The organism is Kribbella turkmenica, assembly GCF_004348725.1.
GTDB classification, from domain to species: Bacteria; Actinomycetota; Actinomycetes; order Propionibacteriales; family Kribbellaceae; genus Kribbella; species Kribbella turkmenica.
The window spans coordinates 1-23,412 of the sequence record NZ_SMKR01000122.1 but is presented as its reverse complement, the minus strand read 5'-3'; the positions used below and the strand labels follow the sequence as shown (position 1 = coordinate 23,412).

Annotated in this window: 15 protein-coding genes; 10 read left to right on the top strand and 5 right to left on the bottom strand. The window is 68.0% G+C overall.

The genetic code is table 11. The features are described 5' to 3' along the window. Positions 1–180 precede the first annotated feature (180 nt). Entirely contained in the window at positions 181–1,242 is a 1,062-nt protein-coding gene (locus E1218_RS24880) for a LacI family DNA-binding transcriptional regulator (RefSeq protein WP_132324184.1), read from the bottom strand. A gap of 285 nt (positions 1,243–1,527) precedes the next feature. Between E1218_RS24880 and E1218_RS24875 the strand changes: the two genes are divergently transcribed. The 6 genes from E1218_RS24875 (at position 1,528) to E1218_RS24850 (ending at position 8,329) form a co-directional block, all read left to right on the top strand. After that, positions 1,528–2,496 (top strand): carbohydrate ABC transporter permease, encoded by a 969-nt coding sequence (locus tag E1218_RS24875; RefSeq protein ID WP_132324182.1) that lies wholly within the window; start codon positions 1,528–1,530, stop codon positions 2,494–2,496. Further along, positions 2,493–3,395: a carbohydrate ABC transporter permease gene (locus E1218_RS24870; RefSeq protein ID WP_132324180.1), complete on the top strand. Its 903-nt coding sequence runs from the start codon at positions 2,493–2,495 to the stop codon at positions 3,393–3,395. Before E1218_RS24875 ends, E1218_RS24870 begins: the two co-directional genes overlap by 4 nt. Further along, a complete protein-coding gene (locus tag E1218_RS24865) occupies positions 3,392–4,828 on the top strand; it encodes a sulfatase-like hydrolase/transferase (RefSeq protein WP_132324178.1) in 1,437 nt (478 codons plus the stop codon). The genes E1218_RS24870 and E1218_RS24865 overlap by 4 nt, the downstream gene beginning before the upstream one ends. 95 nt (positions 4,829–4,923) lie before the next feature. Beyond that, positions 4,924–5,316: a hypothetical protein gene (locus tag E1218_RS24860; RefSeq protein WP_132324176.1), complete on the top strand. Its 393-nt coding sequence runs from the start codon at positions 4,924–4,926 to the stop codon at positions 5,314–5,316. Beyond that, positions 5,313–6,854, top strand: a complete 1,542-nt coding sequence (locus tag E1218_RS24855; RefSeq protein ID WP_132324174.1) for a sulfatase family protein — start codon at positions 5,313–5,315, stop codon at positions 6,852–6,854. The genes E1218_RS24860 and E1218_RS24855 overlap by 4 nt, the downstream gene beginning before the upstream one ends. Then, complete coding sequence (locus E1218_RS24850; RefSeq protein ID WP_132324172.1) at positions 6,854–8,329, top strand: ABC transporter substrate-binding protein; 1,476 nt, start codon at positions 6,854–6,856, stop codon at positions 8,327–8,329. Before E1218_RS24855 ends, E1218_RS24850 begins: the two co-directional genes overlap by 1 nt. 32 nt (positions 8,330–8,361) lie before the next feature. Here the strand turns inward: E1218_RS24850 and E1218_RS24845 are convergent, their stop codons facing one another. Beyond that, on the bottom strand, positions 8,362–10,359 hold the full coding sequence (locus E1218_RS24845; RefSeq protein ID WP_132324170.1) for a sulfatase-like hydrolase/transferase: 1,998 nt from the start codon (positions 10,357–10,359) through the stop codon (positions 8,362–8,364). 52 nt (positions 10,360–10,411) lie between these two features. Then, complete coding sequence (locus tag E1218_RS24840; RefSeq protein ID WP_132324168.1) at positions 10,412–12,745, bottom strand: family 43 glycosylhydrolase; 2,334 nt, start codon at positions 12,743–12,745, stop codon at positions 10,412–10,414. 180 nt (positions 12,746–12,925) lie between these two features. Between E1218_RS24840 and E1218_RS24835 the strand changes: the two genes are divergently transcribed. Then, complete coding sequence (locus E1218_RS24835; RefSeq protein WP_132324166.1) at positions 12,926–14,929, top strand: alpha-L-arabinofuranosidase C-terminal domain-containing protein; 2,004 nt, start codon at positions 12,926–12,928, stop codon at positions 14,927–14,929. A gap of 10 nt (positions 14,930–14,939) precedes the next feature. Here the strand turns inward: E1218_RS24835 and E1218_RS24830 are convergent, their stop codons facing one another. Then, positions 14,940–16,346: a sulfatase family protein gene (locus tag E1218_RS24830; protein WP_165949405.1), complete on the bottom strand. Its 1,407-nt coding sequence runs from the start codon at positions 16,344–16,346 to the stop codon at positions 14,940–14,942. Between the two features lie 137 nt (positions 16,347–16,483). Here E1218_RS24830 and E1218_RS24825 point away from each other — a divergent pair, with 137 nt between their 5' ends. Further along, positions 16,484–18,094: an arylsulfatase gene (locus E1218_RS24825; protein ID WP_132324162.1), complete on the top strand. Its 1,611-nt coding sequence runs from the start codon at positions 16,484–16,486 to the stop codon at positions 18,092–18,094. Next, positions 18,091–19,569, top strand: coding sequence for a sulfatase-like hydrolase/transferase (locus E1218_RS24820; RefSeq protein WP_165949404.1), 1,479 nt, complete (start codon positions 18,091–18,093; stop codon positions 19,567–19,569). The genes E1218_RS24825 and E1218_RS24820 overlap by 4 nt, the downstream gene beginning before the upstream one ends. Positions 19,570–19,585: 16 nt before the next feature. Here the strand turns inward: E1218_RS24820 and E1218_RS24815 are convergent, their stop codons facing one another. Beyond that, positions 19,586–21,514 carry a hypothetical protein gene (locus E1218_RS24815; RefSeq protein WP_132324158.1) on the bottom strand — a complete coding sequence of 643 codons (1,929 nt, stop codon included), beginning with the start codon at positions 21,512–21,514 and terminating at the stop codon, positions 19,586–19,588. 241 nt (positions 21,515–21,755) lie between these two features. Here E1218_RS24815 and E1218_RS24810 point away from each other — a divergent pair, with 241 nt between their 5' ends. After that, positions 21,756–23,213 carry an ABC transporter substrate-binding protein gene (locus E1218_RS24810; protein ID WP_132324156.1) on the top strand — a complete coding sequence of 486 codons (1,458 nt, stop codon included), beginning with the start codon at positions 21,756–21,758 and terminating at the stop codon, positions 23,211–23,213. Positions 23,214–23,412 lie beyond the last annotated feature (199 nt).

The window sequence follows — 23,412 nt, the reverse complement described above, 5'->3', positions numbered from 1 at the left end:
CACACGTTGAACGGGTCGCCCATCCGGAACCCCCCGGCCGGCACCGGTACCGGCTGTTGCAGCCCCGCTGCGGCTCCGGTCTTGGGTGCGATCGGCTCCTGCGCGGTCGGCAGCGGATCGGTCGGCTGGGCGGGCCCGGGCGCACCGCAATGCGGTGTGTCCAGCCTGGACATCATGGCTTCAGCTCCGGGCGGCCTGCTTTGTCGACCGGCGGGGCCCCCGCCGGACTCGCTTCAGGCCCATCGTGCTCTCTCGCGGCAGCAGGGTGAATCCGGCCTTCACTCGGCGTGCGCCGTCGTCGGGCTCACCCTCGATCCGCTCGACCAGCATCCGCACGGCCTCGGCGGCGATCTGTTGCTTGTCCGGAACGATGGTGGACAGTGTCGGGGTGATGGTGGCACCGGCGGCGATGCCGTCGACCCCGATCACCGCGATGTCGTCCGGAACCCGGTAGCCCCGCTCGTACAGCCGGCGCATCGCCACCAGTGCGAGTTCGTCGTTGAAGCAGAAGAGCGCGTCGATCTGCTCCGGCAGGTCGAGCAACGCATCGGTCGCGACCTTTGCGTCCAGACCGTGCGCTCTGTCGACAGAGGCGACCAGGGTCGGGTCGAACTCGAGGCCGGCGGCGGCCAGGGCTCGCTTGTAGCCGTCCAACCGGATCTTGCCGACCACTCCACCGGTGTTCCGTGGGAGGTGCCGCATGACGCCGATCCGTCGCCGGCCGATCGACAGCAGGTGCTCGGTGGCTGCCTGGCCGACCGCGCGGCTGTCGATCGCGACGGCGTCCGCGCCGTACGACACTCGCTCGCCGAGCAGCACCAGCGGCGTGGTGTCCTCACGCTTGCGGAGGTCCGCGGCGCCCAGTTGCCAGGGACACAGGATGATCCCGTCGATGAGATGGGTGCGGAAGCCTTCCGCCACGGTTTGCTCGCGGGTCAGCTCGCCGTACGTGCAGTCGATCAGCACGGTCAGGTCGTGCTGCTCGGCCTCCCGGACGATCAGATGCGCGAGCTCGCTGAAGTACGGTCCGTGCACCGAGGGCAGTGCCAGCGCGATCATGCCGGACCGGCCCCGGCGCAGGTTGCGTGCCGAAAGGTTGGGGCGGTAGCCGAGGTCCTCCAGCGCCTGTGTCACCTTGGCCCGCAGCTCCGGCGAAACGTGTACGTAGTCGTTCACCACGTTCGACACTGTCTTGACCGACACGCCCGCTCGTTCGGCGACGTCCTTGAGTCGGGTCCGCACCTGGTTCTCCTCGCCCTTGCGACGACCCGGCCGGTCCGTGCCCGCGTGATCGCCAACGTTCCGTTCTCAACGTTATACACGATGCGCTCCGAACGCTGCGCTCATGTCGGCCCGATTGCGGTGACAAGCCCTTTACGGCGGGCTGTACAACGTTATATACACAGATCTGTACAACGTTAGAAGTTTACCCTGATCCCGGACGTCACCGAGGGGCAGACCTGTGAACAGCACACAACCACCGCCCGATCGCCGGTCATTGTCAGGGCCGGCGTCAGGAGTACGGCGATGACGGCCGCCGTCCAGAGCCGCGAGGCCACCGTGGCAGCGCCGGGCAAGAACCAGCCTCCGCAGCGGGGTGGCGGGGTGCGGACGACGTTGTGGATCTGGTTGTTTTTGATTCCGACTGTGGTGTTGTACGGCGTGTATACGGTGTATCCGATCTTTGCGAGTTACTGGTTCTCGTTTGTGGAGTGGAATGGGTTTGAGGAGTCGAAGACCTGGGTTGGGTTGCGGAACTATCGTGAGGTTTTGGCCGATCCGTTGTTTTGGAACTCGTTCAGGATCACGGCGTTGTTCACGGTGGCGGCGGTGCCGTTGAAGGTGGTGGCGTCGTTGTTGGTTGCGTTGTTGTTGAACTCGCCGAGGTTGCCGTTGCGGAATCTGTTTCGGACTGCGTTCTTTTTGCCGGTGGTGACCACGACCGCGATCGTGGGTGTGGTGATGCAGTTCGTGTTTGATCCGGCCGATGGCCCGATCAATCGGTTGTTGGTGAAGTTGGGGGTGGTTGACCAGGGCATCAATTTCCTCGGTGATTCCTCGACCGCGTTGTGGACTGTGGTCGGTGTGTATAGCTGGAAGTGGTTCGGTGTGACGCTGATTTATTGGTTGGCGGCGTTGCAGACCATCCCTGACGAGGTCTACGAGGCGGCGCAGATCGACGGCGCGGGCCGGCTGGCGATGTTGCGCAGCATCACCATGCCGCTGTTGAAGCCGTTCACCATCATCATCACGCTGTTGACGTTGGAGGCGACGCTGAAGGTGTTCGACTTGATGTTGACGATGACCAACGGCGGGCCGTTCTTCTCCACCGAGGTGGTCGAGATTTATATCTACCGTTGGGCTTTCGCGGCGACCGTGCCGCAGTTGGGGCTGGCCTCCGCGGCGGCGGTTTTGTTCGGTCTGTTCGTGTGTGTGCTCGGCCTGTTCCAGCTGCTCGGTATCCGGGCCGCCCGGAAGGCTGGAGGTTCGCGATGACGGCGACTGGCGTGACCGCGGTACGACGGTCCGGGCGCAGGGCGGGCGACAATCGGTGGACGCCGGGGTGGGTTCTGCGTCGGCTGCCGTACTGGTTGGTCGCGCTGTTTTTGGCCGGTGCCGCTTTCTTGTGGATCTACCCGTTCCTGTGGATGTTGTCGGCCTCGTTGAAGGACCAGTTGGAGGTGTTCGCCTCCGGTCTTGGACTGCTACCGGACACGCCGATCTGGGACAACTACCAGCGCGCCTGGACCGAGGCGGGCTTCGGCAAGTACTTGCTGAACACCGTGATCGTCACCGTGGTCACGGTCGTGATCGTGGTGGTCCGGTGCGCGATGGCCGGCTACGTGCTGGCCAGGTACAACTTCCGCGGCCGCAAGATCATCTTGACGGTGCTGATCGCCACACTGTTCGTTCCCACCGGTTACACGATCATCCCGGTGGTCGAGATCTCGCAGCGGCTCGGCCTGCTGAACTCGCTGAGCGGAATGATCCTGGCTCTCAGCGGCGGCGCGCACGTCGCGTCGGTGCTGTTGTACTTGGGCTACTTCCGGCAGGTACCGCGCGAGCTCGAGGAGGCCGCGATCGTCGACGGCGCCGGCTTCCTGTCACTGTTCTTCCGGGTGATGCTGCCGCTGTCGGTTCCCATCACCGCCACCGTGACCCTGATGACCTTTCTGGCCACCTGGAACGCGTTCTTCCTGCCACTGGTCTTCAGCTTCAGCCGGCCCGACCTGCGCACCCTCAGCGTCGGCATGCTCGCCTTCGTCGGGGAAAACTCGGTCGACTGGTCCGGGATGGCCGCCGCCGCGGTGATCTCACTACTCCCGGTCGTGCTGCTGTTCATCCTGCTCCAGCGGTACTTCGTCGAAGGCATCGCCGGCGCGGTGAAGCAATGAACCAACCCAACATCCTACTGCTCTGCACCGACCAACAGCGATACGACGCACTAGGCGCCCAAGGCAACGACGAGATCTCGACACCGAACCTGGACCGGCTGGCCGAGCAGGGGGCGCTGTTCGACCAGTGTTATGTGCAGAACCCGGTCTGTGCCCCGTCCCGGGCCAGCCTGATGACCAGCCGCTACGTGCACTCGCACGGCCTGTGGGCGAACGGCGTCAGCCTGCCGGCCGGCGAGCGGATCTTCACCCGGGACCTGGCCGACGCCGGCTACGACTGCGGCCTGGTCGGAAAGTTCCACCTGGCCGCCTGCATCGACGGCCGCACCGAACAGCGGCACGACGACGGATTCCGCCTGTTCCGCTGGGCGCACGACGCCGGCCACGAGTCGCCGGAGAACCAGTACCACCGCTGGCTCGAGCAGCGCTTCCCGGAGTTGTACGACCAGGCCCGCGACCCGGCGTCGCCGGTCCAGTACGGCAGTCTGCCGGCCGAGGCACACCTGACCAGATGGACCGCGGAGGAAACGATCGGCTTCCTGCGCGACGGGCGCGACCCGGACAAGCCGTTCTTCCTGGTGGCCAACTTCTTCGACCCACACCATCCGTTCGAGGCGCCACCGGAGTACCTGGCCCGGTACGACGCCGGCGCGATCAGCAAGCCGGTCGGCGCGCCGGAGGAACTGGACACCAAACCGGCGATCTACGCCGAGGCCTCGAAACGGTCGTACGCCGGCCACGCGAAGGGCTTCGCGGAGTACACCCCGGAGGAGGTGCAGCAGGCCAGGGCGGCGTACTACGCGATGGTGACGTTCGTCGACGACGAGATCGGGCGGATTCTCGATGTGCTCGACGAGCAAGGCCTGGCCGACAACACGATCGTGGTGTTCACCAGCGACCACGGCGAGATGCTCGGTGATCACCAGTTGATGCTGAAGGGCCCGATGATGTTCGACTGCGCGGTCCGGGTGCCGCTGATCGTGCGGTGGCCTGGCGTGGTTCCGGCCGGCCGCCGTCATGACGAACTCGTGCAGTGGATCGATCTCGCGCCCACGTTCATCCAGGCCGCCGGGCTGCCGCCGGTGCCGAATCACCAGGGTCGCAGCCTACTGGCACTGCTCCGCGGCGACGGGGAGCGATTCCGAGGCTGGGCGCTGTCGGAGCACCGCAACTCCAGTCATCCGTACGAACCCGGGGTCTACACGACCATGCTGCGGCACGACCACTGGAAGGCCGTCGTACACCACGGAGCTCCGGTCACCAGCCGGGATCGGACCGGCGAGCTCTACGACCTGTGCGCCGACCCGCACGAACTCACCAACCTCTGGGACGACCCCGAACACACGCACGTGCGCCTGTCGATGCAGGAAATGCTGCTCGATGTCTTGGTCGCCACCGAGGACCGCAGCCAGCCCAGAGAGGGGTACTGGTGATGGTGAGACCTACGAGACGTTCCTTCCTGGCCGGACTGGACGCCGAACATGGACTACGGACCCGAGATGTACAAGTAGAGCGAATGAGGAAACCTGTGACGTCGACTGAGTTGCCACCTGTGCCGCATCGGGTTCGTGAGGGCTGGCTGGACCTGTGTGGTGAGTGGGAGTTCGGGTACGACGCCGCGCCCGACGGTGAAGCGGGGTTCGACCGCACCATCACGGCTCCCTATCCGCCGGAGTCGGAGCTGTCCGGCATCGCCGACCGTGGCTTCCACGCGGTGGTTCGGTACCGCCGCAGCGTCGCCATCGCTCGAGCCGACGGGCGTCGCGTCGTACTGCACCTGAGCGCGGTCGACTACCGGGCGACGGTGTGGGCGAACGGCCAGTTGGTCGCCGACGAGGTCGTGTCCCAGCCGTCGGCAGCGACTCCATCCGAAGCGGTCGACGTGTTCTGGCGCCGGGCGCAGCGGGAAGGCCGCCGATGACGACACCGAACGTCGTGCTGCTGATGACCGACCAGCACCGTCAGGGGTTCACCGCCGGTGAGGGGTTCGCGCTCGACACCATGCCGTTCTGCGACCGGTTGGCGGCACGTGGCACCAGGTTCACCAATGGGTACACCCCGACGCCGGCCTGCGTACCGGCGCGGACAAGCCTGCTCACCGGCCGCTACCCGTCCGCACACCGGGTCCGGCAGAACAGCGCCGTCGATGCCGTCTACCGCACCACCGACCTGGTCGACATGCTCGGCGACGCGGGGCATCAGACCATGTTCGCCGGCAAGCCGCACATGTACCGCCGGGAGCCAGACTTCGACCAGTGGTCCGGACCGTTCGGCCATGAGGGCGGCCCGCGCCGCGACGGTCCGGACGGCGCCACCGACGAGGCCTTCGCGGCCTGGCTGAAGTCGATCGACCACGGCCCGGCGCTGGCGCCGACCGCGTTCGCGCTGGAGGCCCAGTTCCCGCACCGGATCGTGTCGGACGCGATCGAGGCGATCGACAAGCGCGATCCGGACCGGCCGTTCGCCCTCTGGGTGTCGTTCCCGGAGCCGCACAACCCGTACCAGGTGCCGGAGCCGTATTTCTCGATGTTCCCGCCGGAGTCGGTGCCGGACCGTGCCTGCGGTCCGGAGGCTGCGGAACGCAAGGGCGGCGACTGGCTGTGGCTTCGCCGGCTGGTGGAGTCCAAGCGGCCGGGGTATGACGACCTGTGGCGCCGCTACCGGGCGTCGTACTGCGGGATGCTGCGGTTGCTCGACGAACAGATCCAGCGGTTGTACGAGCACCTCGACGGCGCCGGTCTGACCGAGGACACCCTGTTCGTCTTCGTCTCCGACCACGGCGACTACGTCGGCGATTACGGCCTGCAGCGTAAGGGTGCCGGGTTGCCGGAGGCGCTGATGCGGATCCCGTTCTTCGTCACCGGCCCGGGGGTCGAGCAGCGGGTCGACGACAGCAACTTCGTGTCGTTGGTCGATCTGTTCCCGACCCTGTGCGAGGCGCTCGGGCAGCCGATCCCGTACGGGGTCCAGGGCCGGAGCTTCTGGCCGGTCGTGACCGGATCGCCGTACCCGCCGGCCGAGTTCGCGAGCATGTACGGCGAAGGTGGGTTCGGTGGCCTGCCGTACGGCGTGGACGAGCGGCCGCCGCTGCATTTCGACTACGAAGGCACCAAGTACGACTGCCTGAACTCGGTGACCCAGAGCGGAGTCACGCGGATGCTGCGCCGGGGTCAGTGGAAGCTGCTGTACGACGTGCTGGGCCGCGGCGAGCTCTACGACCTGCGGGCCGATCCGATGGAGCTGGACAACCTGTGGGGCGAGCCGGCCTACGAGCAGGTACGCGCCGGGCTGGTGGAGGAGCTGCTGTGGTGGGCGCTTCGGGTCACCGACGACCTGCCCGAGTACCGCTACCTGCCCAAGCGTTGCGAGCACAACTGGTACGCACCTCTGCGGCACGACGACGGCAACAGGCCATGGTCGTCGCGGGCCGCGTTTCGTGAGCGGACAGGAGAGCAGTGATGACACCTGTGAATCGACGTACATTCCTCGCCACCGCGGGCGCTGCGGCGGTCGCTGGGTTGACCGGTTGCAGCGATTCCGGCGGCTCCGGCGGCACGGGCGGTGGTGGTCAGAAGCTGGTCTGGTGGGACCACACCCCGAACATCCGCCCTGCGAACGAGAAGGCTTTCGCGAAGTTCGCCAAGGAGTCCGGCGGCATGCGGGTGGAGTACACCCACCACCAGACCTCGAAGCTCGGCCGGGCGTTGACGCTGGCCAAGCAGAGCAACCAGTTGCCCGACGTACACAGCACCGCGGGGCTCGGCCTGCCGCTGCCGGCGCTGGTGAAGGAGGGGTGGTTCCAGCCCATCGAGCTCGGCGAGGAGGCGCTCGGCCGGTTGCCGAAGGACGTGTTGGTCGAGGGGATCCACACGCTCGACGGCAAGGTCTACACTGTCCCGATCACCGCGACCAAGCAGTACTGGGCGGCCAACTTCTTCAACCGCGAACTGGTGGAGAAGGCCGGGCTCGACCCGGCGAACCCGCCGAAGACGTACGACGAGTTCCGGGTCGCGTGCAAGGCCGTCAAGGAGAAGGGCGGCGGCCGGGCGACCGGCTGGATCTTCGGCCTCGGCCAGCCGGCCCGGGTTGCCGAGCAGGTCGGCTTCATGGCCCAGGCCGCGGGCTTCGAGGGCACCGGTGGGGGAGCGAACCACGCCGGCCAGCTGTTCAGGACCGGTGAGTTCGCCTACGACTCGGACCCGTACCTCACCGTGATCGAGTTCCTGCTGTCGCTGCAGAAGGACGGGCTGATGTTCACCGGATCGCAGACCCTGGACGATCAGGTGGCCCGGGTCCGCTGGGCCACCGGCGTGGCGGGCTACTTCTTCGACGGACCGTGGTGTCCCGGCTCGACGGAGAAGGACGCCAAGCAGTTCCTCGACAAGCTCGATGTCGGCCCGATGCTGGTACCGGAGGCGGACACGCCGGTGACGGCGTACCGGGCACCGCAGGGTGGGTTCTACTTCCTGTCCGCGGCGTCGAAGAAGGCGGACGCGGCGACCAAGTTGCTCGCCTACCAGACCACCAAGGAGTACTACGCCGACATCTGCAAGGGCATGGGTCCGCCGCCGCTGGATCCGAGCGTAGTGGCCGACTCCGAGGCACACCCGGCCTGGAAGAAGGTGGTGGGCTGGTTCGACCGGGACGTGTTCGTCGAGCCGGTGCCGGTGGTGCGCAACCCGGAGGTGCAGAAGGTGGTCCAGCTGGCGAAGGACGTCAAACCGAACCTCGGCGAGATCGTCAGCGGCATGTTCTCCGGCGACGTCACCGACATCCGCGGCGCGCTGAAGAAGCTGACCGACGCCTCGGAGAAGGAGCGGGCGCGTGCCCTCGCGGCGGCGAAGAAGGCCGGTGCGAAGGTCGACGAGAGCGACTGGGCCTTCGTCAACTGGCAGCCCCGCAAGGACTACACCAAAGACATGTACACCGGCTGACGCGGTCGCGGCTCGCTCGGACGAACGCGTGGTCAGTTGCCGACCCGCAGGTTGTCGAACGTCGCAGTCGCGCTCGCGTGCAGGCCGACGCTGCCGCCTTCGTGCGGCTGGTTGTCGCGCCAACTCAGCACCTTCGCGCCGTCGACGTACACCTCGATCCGGCTGCCGGCGTGGATGGTTCGCAGCCGGTACGTGGTGCCGGCGTGGACCGCCGCCGACAGGGTGCCGCGGGCAACTACCGTCGGCACGCCGTCCTCGAGCCGGCTGAGCCGTACGACGTCTGAGCCGGTGACCAGTTCGGTGCGGTAGCCGTTCAGTCGCAGCTGGGCGGTCGTGCCGGCCGGCCCGGTGCCGGCGTGGGTGACCAGCGCGGCCGCCCCAGCACCGGACAGCTCAACGTCGGCCTCACTGCTGCTGTCGCGGAAGAACGTCGCCGGTGCCGTCATATGCACCGGAGCATCGGTGGTCACTCGTAGTCTGGCGTCATCGGTCTGGCTCCACATTCCCCCGTACGCCGCGTAGCCGTCCGGCAGGCCGGTGGCCGAGCGGAAGACCTCGAACGGCTCGTCCAGTGACAGCTGGGTGGTCCAGTCCTGCAAAGTATGGATCAACCGCTGCCTGCGCTGGGCGTACTGCGGGTTGTCCACCTCGTCGTGCCGCTCGGTGTGACCGTCAGGAGCCCCATCGCCGTCGTAGTCGCGACCGAAGTCGAAGAGGTGCTCGCTGACGTCACCGGTCGGGGTGACGTCGCGCAGGTACTTGACCTGGCCGGACCGGACCGCGAGCCGGGCGGTGCCGATGGGGACGCCGCCCTTGACGTTGTCGCCGTAGTAGCGCCACTGCAGGCTGTCGTGCGCCGGCTGACCGGTGAGAACCCGAGACACCAGGTCGACTCCCTGCCTGTCCCCGTCGTCCCAAGGCGCCCCAGCGGCAGTGGCGAAGGTGGGCAGCAGGTCGAGCGCGCTCACCATCTCGCCGTACTGCGTGCCGGCCGGGATCCGGGCCGGCCAGGTCATCGCGAACGGCACCCGGACGCCGCCCTCGAAGGTGGTGTACTTGCGACCGGTCAGCTCACCGGTCTCCCACTCGTGTTCCGGTCCGTTGTCGGAGGTGAAGACAACCATGGTGTTCCGCACGTTCGGGTCGGTGCTGTGGTTGCCGATGACGCCGTCGGCGGCATCCAGCGAGTTCATCACCCGGCCGACCCCCTCGTCGACGATCCGCACCATTTCCTCGTAGCGGTCCCGCTCGTCCTGGATCGGCGGCGGCAGTGAGCACTCCGACCGGGTCTGCAGCGGCACATGCGGCGCGTTGTACGACAAGTAGAGGAAGAACGGGTCGTCCCGGCCTGCGTGCTCGCTGACGAAGTCGGCGCCCTGCGCGCTGAACTCGTCGGTCAGGTACTGGTCCGGGTCCTGGCTGAGGTAACGCCCGGCGGCGGCATCCCACTCGAAGGTCGCGTTGTCGTTCTCCGGGCAGTACTGCGCGAGGCCGGCGAGGATGCCGTAGAACCTGTCGAACCCGAGCGTGTGCGGCAGGTTCGGCTTGTCCTGCACCTCGTCCTCGCCCATGAACCGGGTGATGCCGGACAGGTCCCATTTGCCGACCGCCATCGTCGAGTACCCGGAGGTCTGCAGGACTTTGCCCATCGTCGGACCCGGTGCCCGGTCACCGGTGAGGTCGACCGGCAGCTGACGCGCGGAGACGTTGCTGTCCCCGCCCCAGCGGGCCGGGTCCCGGCCGGTCATCAGTCCCAGCCGGGACGGAGCGCACACTGGCGCCGCGGCGTAGCCGTCGGAGAAACTGACGCCGGCGCGGGCCAGAGCGGCGATGTTCGGCGTGTCGACACTGCCTCCGTAGAGGCTGGTGTCGGCGAAGCCGAGGTCGTCGGTCAGGATCATGATCACGTTCGGCCTGGTGGCGACACCTGCGCCGGTCACGGTCTCGGCCGCCGCGATGCCGAGGTGGCCGGACGCGGTGACGAGACCGAGACCGAGGACGCCGATGGTGGCTGTCGTGTGCCGGCTCATCGAGACAGCTCCTTCGCTCGTTCAGGCGGGACGATGGAATGCGTGATCGGTGTCAGGGGCGGTGGAATCTGAGGTAGTCGAAGCCGGCGCTGAGGTTGTTCGTGGCGCCGGTGGGGTCGTGGTCGCGGTCCATCGCGACCAGGCCGAGTTGTGGCTGCGGGCCGGCCGGGAGGGTCCGCACTCCGTGCCAGAGCCAGTTCCGGCCGTCGATGCTGGTTGCGGCCCGGTACTCGTGCTCGCCGTTGCCGGGGTCGACCCGGTGCTGAAGTCGCAGCCACATGCTGTCCGCTTGCGGACCGATCGCGGCGTGTCCGTACTTCGCGGTGCCGTCGTAGGTCAGCTCGGTCCCGAACGTGACATAGCGCGGGTCGACCCGGGTCGCGGAGCCCAGAAGCACCCAGTCGTCGTCGCCGGTGTAGGCGATCAGCCCGGCCATCGGCCAGCCGTAGGGCAGGGTGTCGCCGAACGGCACGGTCACCTTGGTCTCGGCTGTCCACTCGCCTGGGGGCGGGTCGCGCAGCAACAACGACGCGTCGTCGTCGGCCTTCGGCCGCTGGTCGATCAGCGTCTCGGTCTGTAGTGGCAGTGTCAATCGGCCGTCGACGACGACGGCGGAGGGGGATCGCACCCAGCGCCAGGCGTCGCCCAGCGGCTGGTGGAACTCCTCGCTGTACGCCGGATCGAGCTGGCCGACCTCCGGGTCCGGTGCCAGGTCGGTCACCGGTCGATACAGGCGCGCCACGGTGATGTCGTCGAAGTCGGCGACGGCCCCGCCATTGCCCTTGGCAACCAAACCGGTCGGTCCGGCACCGAGGCCGGCCGGGACGGTCAGGTCGACCTGCGCCACCGGGTCGTACAGTCCGGCGTCACTGACCTCGGCATGCACCCGCTCGCCCCGCCGTTCCACGGTGAGCTCATGCCAGTCGCCGTACTGGAACGACGCCGGCAACGGTGACTCGGCGCGGACCTCCCGGGATCCGACCCGCGCCGAGGTCACGAGCGCCTGGCGGTCCTTGTCGATCAGCGCTGTGATCCCGCCACCGGAGCCGTGCCGGGCGAGGACCAGGCCGGCTTGGTCTCCGGTCCCGAGGCGGACAGCGACGCGGCCGCGCACGTCTCCGTCGGCAGGTGCGTCCGTGGCGAGTACGGTCTGACCGGCCGCTGTGCCGGCGCGCAGGTAGCCGCCGGTGGGCTCGGCGCGGACGGTCCAGCCGTCGGCCGGCTCCCACACGTCACTGAGCTCGGGTCCGGTCACGGCGTCGGCGACGATCGTGTCGTTGTGGGGCCCGGGCGCCGCGCCGGCGGGCAGCCCGCGACCTCCATTGGCGACCGGCCAACCGTCGATCCAGTCCAGTCGGCTGATCATCAGACCACGAGCGTTCTCGGTGCCGGCCACGAACGGCGCCGCCCGATCGATGCCATGGGTGACCAGCCAGTCCTGCCCGGACAGGTCCGTGGCGATCGCATTGTGCCCCGGACTCAGCCACTGGTTGCCGTTCGGCACCTGCACCGGTGTGCCGCCGGCGTGCCGGCCTGAGACGGGCTGCCCGTCGCGATCGGTGAACGGCCCCAGTGGGCTGCGGGATCGCGCCACCACCACCGGGTACGCAGAGACCGGGCCGGCGCAGCACCCTCCGATCACCGACAGGAACAGGTAGTACCAGCCGGCGCGATTCACCACGTACGCCGCTTCGTAGCGGTTCTCCGGCGTGAGTTGCGTACGTTCGCCGACCGTGTGCAGCCCGTCGGCGGACAGCTCGACCACTCGGACGCCGCCGAGCACCGAGCCGTAGTACAGGTAGCGGTGGCCGTCGGGCCCCGTGAACACGTCCGGGTCGATCACGTTGCGCCAGGCCGTCGTGCCTGGCCGCGGCTCCCACGTCTCCGGCCCGGTCACCGGGCTGCCCGAATCGGTCCACGGACCGGCAGGGTGGTCGGCGGTCGCGACGCCGATCGCCCGCCACATCTGGTCGGCGCCGTCGTTGACGACGTACGAGTAGTAGAGCAGATAGCGCCCGCCGAAGTACTTGATGCTCGGCGCCCAGAACTGCCGGTTCGCCGTCTCCGCGCGGCCGTCGTAGCGCGGCATCGTCTGCGGGGTGAACACGTCTCCGACGTACTCCCAGTGCACCAGGTCGGCGGATTTCGCGATCATCATCAGGTGCCGTTCGTCGCCTGGAGTCCGCCGGCCGTTGGTGGCGTAGCCGTACCAGTAGCCGTCCCGGCCGCGGATCACGGCCGGGTCGGCGAAGTTGCGTGTGAAGCTCGCGGTCACCGGGTTCGTGTACGTGGACGTCACTTCGGGGGGATCGGCCGCCGTGGCCCCGGCCAGGCCGACCTGGGCCACGAGGGTGACGATGACGACGGTGAGGGCGAATCGACGCATGCGTTGCCTCCTGCGGATGCCGGGTCCGCCCCGGCGCAGATGTGATTATGCGCGGGAGTAACAACGTTGTACAGAGTTCGGCGTACAACGTCGTACACGAGTTCTTGCCGAGGCCTGGATGAGCTGCTAAACCAGCGTTTACAACGATATAAGCAGCAGCAGTTGGATTGGGAGTCATTCATGGTGCCAGACCGAAGAACCCGTCCCTTCGTCCTCCGATCAGCCGCCGCGCTGGTGACCTGCGGCATGGTGGCCGCCGGTCTGGCCGGCACGGCCGACCGCCCGGCCCGAGCGAGCACTCCGTCCGACGAACCGCCGATCGTGCTGGTCCAGTCGACGCAGCTGCTCGCGCCGCTGTCGCCCTATCTGACCGGCACCAACATCGATCAGTGGTTCGGCAACTCGCATGGGCTGTGGGACCCGGTCGCCGACGCTCCCAACCCGGACGTGGTCGAGAAGACCAGGCGCACCGGGCTCGGCATGGTCCGCTTCCCGGGTGGCACCTCGGCGAATCTGTACGACTGGAAGCAGGGCATCGGGCCTACGGCGGAGCGTGGATGCCAGACCGACGGCAGGGCCAACGGCGGCGCCGGCGTACTGGACAGCGTCTATGGTCCGGACGAGTACATGGAGTTCGTCGAGGCCACCGGCACCGAGCCGGAGATCATGACCCCGATGTCGAACTCGACTCCGGCCGATGCGGCCGACTGGGTCGAGTACCTGAACGCGCCGGTCGGCACCAACCCGCGCGGCGGCGTCGCCTGGGCACAGCGGCGAGCGGACAACGGCCACCCGGAGCCGTACGGGGTGAAGTTCTGGGAGATCGGGAACGAGCCGGACCGGGTGAACGCGCAGAACTACTGGCGCAGCACCGCCCCCGCCGTCGCGGCCCGGCAGTACGCGTTCGGCGGCAGCCAGGCACAGGTCGACCAGCGATTGGCCCGTGGATGCGACCGCCGGCCGGCGGCGTCGAGGAGTGATGGAACCCCCGGACAGCAGCTCGAGCTGCTCTATCCGCCGGCGGTTCCGGGATCGCAGACCATCGAGGTGGGTGGCGCGGCCTGGACAGCGGTCGCGGACCTGAGTGCCGCCGGTCCGGATGACACGGTCTACACCTTCGACCCGGTCACCGGGGCGGTCCGCTTCGGCGACGGCGTGCACGGCGCGATCCCGCCGGACGACGCGGTCCTCCGCGCGGACTACACCGCCGGGCCGAAGCCGGGATTCGTCCACTTCTACGACGCGATGAAGCAGGTCGACCCGTCGATCGACGTGTGCGCCACCTGGGCGCCGGTCACCACGGCCAGTGGGCTGGGCGGAGCTTCCTTCGCCGAGCTGATGGCGCAGGCCGGCCGCCCGGACGACTACGACTGCGTGGTGATCCACCCGTACACGAACTTCCTGCGCGACTTCGGGGACGCCGACTGGGAGACCGCCCGGGAGGGCCACGACGAGCACATGCTGGGAGAGGCCCGGGCCACTCGGCTGGTGCGCGATCTGAAGGCGGATGTGGCCAAGCACAGCACCGGCGAGGCTTACGTCGCGATCTCGGAGTTCGGCGCCCTCTGGTTCGGTGGACAAGGCAACGTGTCGTCTTACCCGTCCTGGACAACCGCGATGTCGCACGCCACCTATATGGCCTCGCAATGGACCCGGTACGCCGAGCTGGGGCTACCGTGGGTGCTGGGCAACACGCTGATCTCGGAAGCGCCGGGCGGCCTCCGGGCGGTTCTGGGTGGACCTACCAACTACGCCTATACGGTCGACGCGACCGTGCGTGAACAACTGGCACCGGTGTTGCGGGCCGGTGGCCGACCGGTGCGGACGACCGTGCACGAGAACCCACAGGTCACTCCGGTCGAGCCCGAGCCGGGGTTCGGGCCGTCGTACGACGCACTGACGTCGACCGCGGCGGTCGGTGCCGACGGCAACCTCCGGATCGTGGTGGTGAACCGGCACCCGGACCAGGCGGTGACCGCGAAGGTGGTGCCGGCCGGTTTCCGGCACACCGGACAGGCGGCGGTCTCGACGGTTGCCGGGGACGACTTCACGTCGTTCAACGGCATCGACAACCCCGATGACGTGCAGCTCGAACGCAGTGGTCTGACGGTCGGCGCGGACGACTTCGAGTACGAGTTCGCCGCGCACTCCGTCACCGTGCTGGAGCTGCCCAGACAGCGCTAGCGTCGTGAGGCTAGGGCAGCAGCGTGTCCATGTACGCCGCCACCGTGGCGGTGAGCAGGTCGCGCTGCTGTTCGGCGTACGACGGTTCGCCGGCGATGTCGTCGAACTCGTACGGGTCGAGGCTCAGATCGAACATCTCGGTGTGCTCAGTGCCCGCCTTGCGCACCGTGGCCAGCTTGTGGCGGCCGTCGGTGACCACGCTGAAGCCCTCGCCCTCAGCGAACACGTGCTGATGGCCGGGCCCGTCCAGGTCGTGGCCGTCGACCGGCGCGGGCGAGCCGCCGGCGGCCGCCACCAGGGTCGGGAACACATCGACCAGGCTGACCAGCGCGTCCGACCGGGTGCCGGTCTGTCGTCGACCGGCTCGCCGGTGGATCAGCGGTACGCGGAGCACGTCGTCGTAGAAGCAGTTGCCCTTGCCCCACAGGCCGTGGTTGCCGAGCATCTCGCCGTGGTCGCAGCTGAAGACCACCACCAGCTCGTCACCGAAGCGTTCCTCCGCGGCGGCGATCACGGCACCGATCTGATCATCGATGAGGGCCACGTTCGCCAGGTAGTGGTGCCGTAGTCGGCGCCAGTACTCGTCGGTGTGCTCGGAGTTCACGCCGCTCTCGATCCAGCCCTTGACTGAACCTTTCCAGCTGCGGTGATGGATGCGGGCCGGGTCGTCGAACTCGCCGTCGCGCCGTACGGGTTCGCCGGTCGCGTCGGGATCGACCCGGTCGAGGTACTCGGCCGGCGGGTCGAAGGGGAAGTGCGGGCCGCTGAACGACGCCCAGGCGAACAACGGCTCGTCGCCGGTGTGTGCCGTGATCAGCTCGGTCGCCTTCCGCCCGACCCAGGCGTCGGGGTGCCAATGGACCGGGCCGGGGAACGTGAACACCTTCTTCGCGGCGGCGTTCCATACCTGTTCGCGATACGACGCCAGGTGGCCGGCGTCAGCGAGCTCGCGAGCGTAGTCGTCGCCGAACCACACCGAGACCTGCTTGTCGTCCTGCAGGTCGAGGTGATCGATACCGAGGCTGAGGTAGTACTCGCGGAAGTCGTCGTACGGCAGCGTCTTGTCCGGCCGGGCCGCGCCGTACGGCACCGGGGCGAAGTGGCACTTGCCGACGTGTCCGGTGCGATAGCCGAGGCCTTTCAACTCCGTGTACAGGTTCGGTATCGCAGGGGACAGCCTCCGGTCCCGGAAGTTGCTGTAGGCACCATGATTGCGCGGGTACAGGCCCGTCACCAGCGCGGCGCGGCTGGGCAGGCACCACGGACTCGCCGTGTAGGCCTGGTCGTACACGGTCCCGGCGCCGGCGAGCCGGTCCAGGTGCGGGGTGGCGACCGCGGTCGCGCCGTAGCAGCCGATCGCGTCGCGGCGAAGCTGGTCGGTGGTGATCAGCAGGATCGCTGGCCGGCGGTCTGGCACCGGGCGTCTCCCTTCGGGTGGGGCGCTGAGGTGTGGACCTCGGCAACCGGCTCGGGTACGGTTCGGTTGTACAACGATGTACGCAGCGTTGTAAACCCTGTGTCACAAGGGATCCTCGGATTCGACAGGAGCCGCCAATGAGTCAGCGCCCGAACGTGATCGTCATCCTCGCCGACGACATGGGCTACTCCGACATCGGCTGCTATGGCGGCGAGATCACCACTCCGAATCTTGACCGGCTGGCAGCCCAGGGTGTGCGGATGTCGCAGTTCTACAACACCGCCCGGTGTTCGCCCTCGCGGGCGTCCCTGCTGACCGGACTGCATCCGCACCAGACCGGCATCGGCATCCTCACCGACGACGACCGGCCGTACGGCTATCCCGGCACGCTCGACCGGAGCTGCCCGACCCTGGCCGAGGTGCTCGGCGAGGCGGGCTACTCGACGTACATGAGTGGCAAATGGCACCTGACCGGCGAGGTCAGCGAGCCGAACGACACCTGGCCCACCCGGCGTGGGTTCGACCGGTTCTTCGGCACGATCATCGGCGCGTCGGACTATTACGACCCGAATACTCTGGTCCGCGGCGAGGAGCCGGTGACCGAGCTGGGGGGCGACTTCTACTACACCGACGCGATCAGCGACGCGGCCGCGGCGTTCTGCGTCGAGCACGACCGGGAGCGACCGGACGACCCGTTCTTCCTCTACGTCGCCTACACCGCTCCGCACTGGCCGCTGCACGCGCCGCCGGAAGCGGTCGCCAAGTACCGCGGCCGGTACGACGCGGGCTGGGACGAGTTGCGGCCCGAACGGCATCGCCGGTTGCTCGCCGAAGGCATCCTCGACGAGTCCTGGCCGATGAGTGAGCGCGACCCGGAGGTGCCGGCCTGGGACGACGTCGAGGACCAGGAGTGGCACGCTCGCCGGATGGAGGTCTACGCCGCCCAGGTGGAGCTGATGGACGCCGGGGTCGGCCGGATCCTGGCTGCGCTCGAAACGTCCGGCCGGGCTGAGAACACACTGATCATGTTCCTGTCCGACAACGGCGGTTGCGCGGAAGATCTGCTGCCGAGCTGGGTGGACGAGCTGGACGACGGCCCGCTCTACCTGCGGCCCCGGACCCGGGCAGGTCGCCGGGTGCGCCGCGGCAACGAGGCGACCGGCTGGGACGACGCCGTACCCGGTGGTCAGGAGGTCTTCTCGTCGTACGGGCGGCCATGGGCGAACCTGTCGAACACCCCGTTCCGCGAGTACAAGCACTGGGTGCACGAGGGCGGGATCTCGACGCCGCTCGTGGCCTGCTGGCCGGCCGGCCTGGAGCCGGGCGTGATCACCCACGTGCCGCACCAGTTGCCGGACATCATGGCCACGGTGCTGGAGATCACCGGAGCCGAGCATCCGAGCGCAGACGGAACCGCGCCCGCGCCCGAGGGGTCCTCGATGCTCGACGCCTGGCGCGGTGGTGATGGGTCCGGACACACCCTGTACTTCGAGCACGAAGGCAACGCCGCGATCCGCCGTGGTCGGTGGAAGCTGGTCCGCAAGTATCCCGCCGACTGGGAGCTGTACGACCTGGCCGCTGACCGGACCGAGCTCGACGACCGTGCTGCCGCCGAACCGGCCGTTGTCGCGGAATTGTCCGCGGCGTACGACGAATGGGCGGGCAGGTGCGGCGTGGTCCCGCGGGACGTGATCCTCATCGGCCGCGGCGGGGCAGGCCGGCCGTCGGAGCAGGGATGGCGCGCGTGAGCCAGGCCGGGGGCCGCCGGCCGAACGTGTTGGTGCTGATGAGTGACGAGCAGAGCTGGGACACGCTCGGCTGCACCGGCAATCTCGCAGCCCGCACACCACACCTGGATGTGCTCGCCGAGCACGCCACGGTGTTCGATGGCAGCTACGTGCCGTTCCCATTGTGCTGCCCGTCGCGCACCAGCCTGTGGACCGGGTTGATGCCCCGGCACCACCACGTGCTCGGCAACTGGCGCGGGATCGCGCCCTCGCTGGCCGATCGGGGGATCGCCGCGGGCTTCTCCGCCGCCGGGTACCACACCATCTACACCGGCAAGTGGCACGTGCCGGGGACGACGCCGGCGCGGATGGGCTGGCGTGACACTTCCGCGGTGCCGGCCGTGCTCGACGGCAGGGACCGCGGCCGCTACATCGAGGACTATCGCCGCTACGTCACCGACCACGGCTACGAGTTGGTGCCGGACCACATCGAGAACCTCACTCCGGCCGATCTGGACTCGTTGACCGACCCGGCCGCGCCGCACCGGGCCAGTGCCGAGATCCCCGAGGAGCACTTCCTCGAGACCTGGCAGACCGAGCAGTTCCTGGCGGCGTTGCGGCGGGCGCCGGACGACCGCCCCTGGCTGGCGGCCTGCTCCTTCAACGCGCCACATTTCCCGATGGTGGTGCCGGCGCCGTACGACAGACTGATCGACCGGGCGGCTGTCCAGCTACCGGCAAGCTTCGGCGCCGGTTGGGATTCCCGGCCGGCCGAGGTCCGGAACTCGAAGTTCGCGCAGAAGTTCACCGACTTGGACGAGCCGGGCTGGGTCGAGGTGGTCGCGCACTACCTCGGTCTGTGCGCGCTGGTCGACACTCAGGTCGGCCGGATCCTCGGCCACCTCCGGGACGCCGGTGAGCTGGACAACACGATCGTCGTCTACACCAGCGACCACGGTGACATGATGGGCGCGCACCGGCTGATGGAGAAGGGCCACCTGCTGCACTACGAGGAGGCCTTGCGGGTGCCGCTGCTGGTCACCCACCCCGACGCCGGCGCCGCCCGCAACGCCAACCTCGTCTCGATGGTCGACGTGGCGCCGACGCTCGCCGAGCTGGCCGGAGTCGAGTGGTGGGACGAGCACGATGGTCGCTCGTTCGCTTCGATGGTCGGCGCCGCGGACGCCGCGCCGACCCGCGACTACGTCACCGCCGAGACAGTGCTCTACGACCTGGAGCCCGACAACGCGCACGGCGAGCACCGCGACCCGGCGACCTGGGACGTGCGGACCGACGCGATCAACCTATCGGTCCGCACGCCGCGCTACCGGTACGTGTTCCGTTCCTGCGACATCGACGAACTCTTCGACCACGACCACGACCCATACGAGCAGGTCAACCTCGCCGCCGACCCGTCGTACGCCGAAACCCGCACCCAGCTTCACGACCTGGTGACCAAGGACGTCACCGACGTCTTCCCGGCCCTAGCCGTCTGAGAGACCGGCCCGGCGGTTATCGGCGTGGTCTGATCTCGAGGAGGGTGACCGAGTGGGGCTCGAAGGTGTGGAGGACTGATCGGGCCTTGGCGACCTTGGTGGACTCGGTCGTCGCGATGACGGACTCGTCAGCCGGCGTGTTGACGCTGGCGATATCCGGACCGTTGTGGGTGAGGACGTGGACGTCGGCCAGTCCTTTGCCGCCTGTGTTGACGATCGTGCCGGTGTGTGCCTGCTGCCTGTCGCGGTTCACCACGACTACCCGGGTCACACCATCGTTGCCGCGGGTCCCGTACGCCGTGAGCGCCTGGTAGTCACCGGTACTCGCGGTCGGGACCTGGTTCGTCTCGACCTCGACCGGGGTGGTCCCGATCAGCTCGGTGAACAGCTTGATCAGGTTCGCGCGGCCGGTCCAGTGGAAGTCCGGGGCACCGCCGAACAGCTCGCCCGGCGTGGGCACCTCGCGGTTGAGGTTCGACACATCCATCATCTTGACGCCGTGCTCGATCATCTCACCGAGCATGTCCGCGGCGTTGAGCGTCCAGCTGACCGAGTTCGCCCAGCCCGCAGGTGGCGGCCCGGTGCCGGCCTGGGCGATCACACCCCACTCGGTGACGGCGATGAACGGCCGCCTGGGGCTCGGCTTCTGCCCGAACTCGGCGTCCAGCGCGGCGTCAAGGTCGCGGAGTTCGGCCATCACCGCGTGCGCGTCCCGGGCCGGATCGGCGAACCAGCGGTCGTGGATCTCCGCCGTACTGCCGCCCAGCACCGGATGACCGTACAGGTGCGGGGCGATGCAGTCGTACGGATGCTCGCTGCCCATCAGCTCGATCCACTCGGTCTTCTCCCACGCGGTGCAGACCGAGATCGACGGGTCGACCGCCTTCATCGCGCGGTAGTAGTCGACGAAGCCCGGGTGGGGTCCGGACACGTAGTCGGCCGTGACCTGGCTGTCCTTGGGCGGCACCGCGCCGTGGGTGCCGTCGCCGAACCGGATCTGCCCGGAGGCGGGCTCGAACTGGTAAACCTGGTCCGCGGGGCCGGCCTGAGCCAGGTCGGCAACCTGCCGCCACGGCTGGCCGGCGACCTTGATGGTCTGGCTGCCGGGCACCGCCGGTGCCCACCTGACCTTCATCAGCTGCCCGGGCCGGCCGGTGCTGATCGACGCACTGTCCCGGTTGTCGCAGTCGAGTCCAACCGGTTCGCCGGTCTTCTGTTCGGTGCCGCCGAAGGCATACTGCCGGACCCGGGTGGCGAGGTCCTGGGCCCGCCAGTAGACCTGGTTGCCGAGGTAGAGCTCGTTGCCGATCTCCCAGAGCTTCACGCCGTACGGCGCCGGGTGGCCGTTCGCCGCTCGCACCGCCGCCCAGGCCGTGCCGCCCCCTGGATTACTGCTGGCCGGTGCGTTCAGGTACTCGACGAAATCGGCGGCGTCCTGGACCGACTGCACCGACGAGGTCATGATCTGGGTCTGCGCGCCGATCTGCTCGGCGAACCGGAAGTGCTCCTCGACGCCGTACACGCTGTCCATCGGCTGCTGGTTGCCGACGAAGCCGCCGCCGGTCTGACATTGCCGCTGCGACTGCGGGCCGATCGCGCGCTTCCAGCGGAACAGGTTCGCCACCGTTCCACCCGGGTAGCGAATCATGCTCATGTCGAGTCGTTCGGACAACTCGACCATGTCGGCTGACGGCCTGTCGTTAGCGGCGTCCCACATCCCGAGGCCGTTCTGCGGCCATCGGTGGTTGACGCCGGCCAGCAGGTCGGTGACCGGTGGTGCGATCTTCTCCTCGCTGACGTCGATCGATGCCGCGGGCTCCGAGTTGGCTGCGTCGTACGACGTGGAGCCGGCGGCAACCGGTGCGGTCGCGGCGGAAGCGGTCAGGAGTGCGGTGGTCAGTGCGCTGGCGAGCAGACACCACAGCGCGGGGCGGAGTCCGTGCATGGTCGGTCACCTCGGATGTGAGGAAAGCAGTTGTACAACGTTAGAAACATCTGGCAGCAGGCTAGGGAGGCTCGCCGATGGTGTCAATGACCTGACCCGCTGAGGTTTACAGCGTTGTAGCACCAAGAGTGGCTCACATCCTGGAGGTGGGCGCGCGCCATTTGCAGCGTTGTAAAAGTGCGGTATAACGGTCGGCACCGGCACCTCCCTGCCGTGGCGTGGGAGTCGAGGAGGATGAGCTGTGGCTGAAATCAGTCGGCGTGGTCTGTTCCAGTTGAGTGGCATGGCCGCTGCCGGCGCCATGTTGACCGGCTGCGGAGACGGCGCTGGGTCGGGTAAGTCGGCAGGTGGCGGTGCGAAGTCGATCAAGTGGTGGGATCACTTCAATCCACTGAAGGAGCTGCAGGCCGAGACGTTCGCGGCGGTCCAGAAGGACGCCGGGATCTCGGTCCAGTACACGCTGCACCAGACTGCGAAGATGGGCGAGGCGTTGCAGCTGGCCCGGCAGAGCAACCAATTGCCGGACGTGCACTCCAACGTCGGCCTGAAGCTTCCGATCCCGGCACTGATCGCCGATGGCTGGTACCAGCCGCTGCAGTTGTCGCCGGAGGCTGAGGCCAAGATCGACAAGAGCACGCTGATCGAGGGTGTCACCTCGATCGATGGCAAGCTCTACAGCTTCCCGATCTTCAACGCCCGGCAGTACTGGGCGGCGATCTGGTTCAACAAGGAGCTGGTCGAGAAGGCCGGGCTGGACCCGGCGAATCCGCCGCAGACCTACGACGAGTTCCGGGCCGCCGCGAAGACAGCTCAGGAGAAGGCCGGTGACGCGCACGGCTGGATCAACAACCTGGGCCAGCCCGATCGGATCGCCGAGCAGACGCACTTCATGGCCCAGGCCGCCGGGTTCGGCGGCAACCTTGGCCAGGACTTCAAGACCGGCGAGTACGTGTTCCACTCCGATCCGTACGTCGGCGTGATCGAGTTCATGCTGTCGCTGCAGAAGGACCGCCTGCTGATGCCCGGCACCAACAACATGAACGACAAGGTGGCCCGGGCCCGCTGGGCGACTGGTGCGGCGGTGTACTACATGGACGGACCCTGGTGCGCCGGGGTGGTGAAGCAGGACATGGCGAAGTTCTCCGACAAGCTGGACGTCGGCCCGATGCTGGTGCCGGACAAGGGGATGCCCGTGACGGCGTACCGCGGCCCGCAGGGCGGCGCGTTCTGGGTGTCCGGCAAGTCCGGCAGAGCGGATTTGGCCAGTAAGGTGCTGGAAAGGCTGCTGACACCGGAGTACGCGGCCGGGCTGGCGGCCCGGATGGACCAGCCGCCGGCCGACCTGTCCGTGCTGGAGAAAGCCGACGTCCACCCGGCGTACAAGAAGCTGATCGACCGATTCCAGGACGAGTGCTTCGTGGCGCCGATCCCGGTCGCGAAGAACCCCGAGGTGTCCAAGGTCCAGCGGGAGACCAAGGACGTCAAGCCGGGACTCGGCGATATAGTGCAGGGCGCTTTCAGTGGTGACGTCGCGGACGTCCGCAAGGCGCTCAAGGAGCTGTCGGACAAGTCGAACAAGGAGCGTGACCGGGCGTTCGCCGCCGCCAAGACGAAGGGTGCGAAGGTCGAGGAGAACGACTTCATGTTCGCCAACTGGAAACCGCGCACGGACTTCACCAAGGCGATGTACGCGGGCTGACGCCCATCGGACCCGACTGCTGCCGCGATGCTCCCGCTAACCAGTGCGGTTGAAGGACCCGGGTTCGATTCCCACCCTCCGCCGTCAGCTGTCGCGCAGATCTGAGCACAAAACCGTCGCGCGTTCTTCTGTGTCATGGTGGCGATGCGGAGAGACCGGCGGGTGTTGGAGGGGTCGCGGTAGCCGCCGACCGTGTCGG